General features: G+C 45.9%; 5 protein-coding genes. All 5 read left to right on the top strand.

Features of this window, described 5'->3' with window-relative positions; genetic code table 11:
• The coding region (locus NZM04_01770; GenBank protein MCS7062772.1) for a hypothetical protein at nt 1-598 on the top strand (598 nt) is incomplete at its 5' end.
• A 104-nt stretch (nt 599-702) separates the two neighbouring features.
• Nucleotides 703-1392 (top strand): hypothetical protein, encoded by a 690-nt coding sequence (locus NZM04_01765; GenBank protein ID MCS7062771.1) that lies wholly within the window; start codon nt 703-705, stop codon nt 1390-1392.
• Between the two features lie 38 nt (nt 1393-1430).
• The gene (locus tag NZM04_01760) at nt 1431-3149 is read left to right on the top strand and encodes a hypothetical protein (protein MCS7062770.1); all 1719 of its coding nucleotides are present in this window, start codon (nt 1431-1433) and stop codon (nt 3147-3149) included.
• A gap of 12 nt (nt 3150-3161) precedes the next feature.
• Nucleotides 3162-3596: a hypothetical protein gene (locus tag NZM04_01755; protein ID MCS7062769.1), complete on the top strand. Its 435-nt coding sequence runs from the start codon at nt 3162-3164 to the stop codon at nt 3594-3596.
• 199 nt (nt 3597-3795) lie between these two features.
• Nucleotides 3796-3977, top strand: a 182-nt coding sequence (locus NZM04_01750) for a hypothetical protein (GenBank protein ID MCS7062768.1), incomplete at its 3' end; no start/stop codon positions are given.

The following is a 3977-nucleotide window of genomic DNA, read 5'->3' as shown; positions in this document are numbered from 1 at the left end:
AAAAGAACAAGACTTCGGGAATTGCGGTTTAGCGTGCAATCAGGTGTTTCTATATTTGATGTTGTCAGGTCAAGCGATTACCGAAAAGCAATTATCAAAAATTGGTTTGAGTAAAGAAATCGTGATGGATGAAAAGAGGTTTTTAGATTGGTCAATTAATAATGGGTATGCAAATTGGAATGTATCCAGTGATTGGCTAGGCAGCACATTTGATTTTCAAAGACAGAAATTCTTTAGTGATTTAGGGATTCAGACAACCTACAATGATAAGCCTAAGGCAAATGAAATCATCCAAGCGGTAAAGAATAATAAAGGTGTGCAGATAGCGATTACTGCCGGCCAAGATATAGATGATAATGGTATAATTATCACTTACGGACATGCTGTAACGGCACAACAAGTCTATAAAGATAAGAATTCAGGCAAGACTTATGTTGTGATCAATAATTCCGGGTGGTCGCCTAATGGATTGGCTCCTACTGCCACCCAGGCAGTAGCCATAGATGATTTAATGAAAATGCAACCCAGAATCATTGTCACAGAGCCGAAATTGTGGGGAATTCATAGTGTCAAAGCAGATAGACCTAGTAATAAATAAATTTTATGAGAGGAACGCTAGTGTGTATTATCGGAACTATATTAGGAATGTTTCCGAGCATAGAGATACACTCTAAGAACCATGAAATAATCAACACCAAGGCAATGACTTTTTTTGAATACGTGAATGCAGGATTACCGGACTCATGGATATGGATATACGCCAGCAAACCTCAAAGTCCGGTTAGAATATATTTTTCAAAGGAAATTCCAGCCGGTGGCGGAGGATGGGTTACGTTATTGCCTGTATTAATTGGTGATCAACATTATATATTATACACATGGGCTAATTTTAGTTGGAAAAAAGGTAATAAAATGTTTCATTCTGAATACATGTTTTACATGCGGTATCCGGATGGTGAATTTCATACCAGTATTGATAAAAGTATGAAAGACAAAGTTGTAGAATATACTGTAAGATATAAAAAAAATAATTTGATTGATGAAGCCTATAAGCAAGATGTAGAAGGAGGCGATGTTGTGGAAGAAGTCAAGAGAGGAGAAAAGCCAATATATTATTTCAAATATGAATGTTACCTTTTATCACTAATTATAGAAAATCGATGGCTAGTTGATAGGCCACGAAAGAATAAATCCGAAATAACGCTAGAAAAGGATGTCGCACGGAAGTTGAGAATTATGTATGTTAAGGGCAAATCTGAAAAACATGCCGTTTTTCATGAAGAAAAAAATGCGCCAGATTATATTACGTGGATGAATCAAAAAACAAAAGATGATCCCTTATTCCACAATCTAGAATTCCTCCCCCGCTCTTCTAACTCTTGCTCAAAATAAACCCCTAACATAATATCTTGCGCCGGCTGCACTATCTCATGCACAAAGCTTATATCAAACTCCCCAAATCCATCATTACTCAATCCCGCCTCGCCCCATGCCTACTTCTAATCGGACTTATTAACCTAAATGCACATCTCCTCGGAGATTTCTACCTAGATTCCTCTCTCCCCGACCTAAAATTGCCCGCTCCAGCTGAGTATACAAAGCAGGCTTCTGATAAAACAGAGGATTGCCTGACCGCCCCTACCACAGCCGCTTGCAGCAATATCGAGACCATCGAAGCGCAGGACCTCAGCGGACTCAATCGCGCCATAGAAAAAGCCAGAGAGATCACCCTCGATAAACAGACCAAAGTCAAGCTTACCATTCCCATCATCAATCCAGAAGGTTTGCAGAATGATTGGAACCAGATCCGTCTGGCTGTGGACAAGGTCTTCGATCTCCGTGAGATGGGCTTTGGATGGCTTTTCGGTGAAAATCGCGACAAGGCCAAAAGAATTCATTTCGATGAGGTCTTCGATCCTGCTCTCCTAGAGCGTGCAGGTTTATCTCAATGGATCTCAGAGCTGCTACAACAAGGCGGGCTCGGGCCAAACGATTGCGGCATCGCCGCCGTCCAAGCGATCTTGTTAGCAGCCACACATAGCGGAAATCTCCTTATTAGTGATCACGTAACCCTAGCTCTGCTTGCCGATGGAGCCGCTTTCAAAGCGTGGATGATCCAAAATGGATTCGCCAACAAAGACGGCACGATGACTCTCGCTCAAATGGAAAGCGCGCTTTCCGCCTTTAATCTTGGCAACCGCAATACATCTCTCGATGCCGATAGTTTGATCCGCCAAGTCATGTTTGAAGGCAAAGGCGTCATCGCCAATCTCAAACTCGGACCTGGCAAATATCACTCTGTGCTCGTCAGCGGCGTAGATATCGATGCCAACGGCAATGCTCATGTCCTCTTCCTCGACCCCACCCGCCACGGACAAGGCATCTTGCGTGAACCCATCGATCACTTCCTCAGTCGTGCCAGCGACGCAATCACCTTGGATACCCCCGTGTGGCAACCAACGGATTACAGCGATCCTTCCTTGGTAACCCTAAATGCCATTCAAAAGCGAAACGAAGCCATTGCCCGATGGACACAAGATTTTGCCTTAGGAGCCAAGAAGACTGCAGATGTGATCTTGGGATTGTTGCCAGTGGTGGGACAACTAGATAGTGCAGTGACGTTGCTGACGGGTCAGACCTTGGCTGGCACGGAAGTGGGAGGAGCGGAACGAGGGTTAGCCATGGGAAGTATCATACCGGCAGGGAAACTGATCGGAGGCATAGCCGGGGATATCTTGTCAGCAGTTAAACCCACGACAGCCACTGTCTTAAACATAACCGATGATGCGACTAAGGTGGGTAGTGCCGCAAGGGCACCAGTGGTCATCGGCGAGAATATGAATCGGGTCAACTCCTATGCAGTTAGGATTGGAGGTGAAACGATTGATGGATGGCTTGCCGGTCGTAAGTGGACTCCCCAACTCAACGACGAGTTTATTAGTGCCATAAAGGCAGAGGGTCGGCTATTTGTGGATATTGGTCCTGACTTTGGCAGAAGACTGCAAAACAGAATTGATCCGAATCTTGGTCGCCCTCAAAGTTTGATTTATGGACGTGAACGGCAGCAGCTTCTCGATTACTGGAATTACCAGAAACTCTACGAGAGAACTGGCAAGTATCAGGGCGGGGTTCTCGGTTTTGATCCTTGATTGCGAAACACTATGAGTGAAGTAACGATTTCGAGAGAGGAGTTTCAACGTGAAGTTGAGCAAGCCGCTGGTAGTATCTTTAGGTCGCACGGCTTCCAGCGAGCACCAGAATTTGAATCCGTTACGCCAACCACGGCGTCGGTGGTTTATCTCGGCAAAAATATTGCGTTCACTTTCACGTTTGATCTTCGAGATCAAGCAATCGATTTGCTCGTTACTCGTTATCGCAACGGAAAGCTGCTCGCAATCTGGGATGGTGGCTACTCATCCAGTCTGTTTACTTATTTACTCAAGCACTGTGGCTACCGAGGTCGCCCCACTCCGCCGTCAACACTTCCTCAAACTGCTACAAAATTGCAGCGGATGATCGCCACTAGCCTGAGCCTTCTAGAACACCCAGCTGCAGCACGGTTGCTGACAGATAACCCAGATGTGTTGCCTGCTTAACTCCGAATCCCAAAACCGCAAGGTGCATCATCTCCTCACGCTGCCGAGCATAGCAACGTCCGCCAAACCCTCGTCAACTGGCGATGAACCGCACTGGCATGATGTCTGCGCGGCTCGGCTTGAACTGCGCGTGCATGGCTTGACACACATCGCGCTGGTGTTTTGTTGCTGGTTGTTTTTAACTATGTTTCCATAAATCATGATCTCGGTTAAGCCGATCCCCTCTCCTCTCGCGCGTCTGCGCTACCTCTGGCCGTTCTTCTTCCTTCTCGCGGCTCTTTGTTATCCACAAACGTCTCTCTTAGCCTCACGAGTCTCGCCCGCTGCTCCTTCAGCCTCATCCAAAGGGGCGATGAGTTTCATTCACTCGGGTGCTGAGGA

It is taken from the genome of Candidatus Methylacidiphilales bacterium, assembly GCA_025056655.1.
GTDB lineage: Bacteria > Verrucomicrobiota > Verrucomicrobiia > Methylacidiphilales > JANWVL01 > JANWVL01.
The sequence above is the reverse complement of the archived record's forward strand: the minus strand, read 5'-3'. Positions and strand labels throughout refer to the sequence as shown.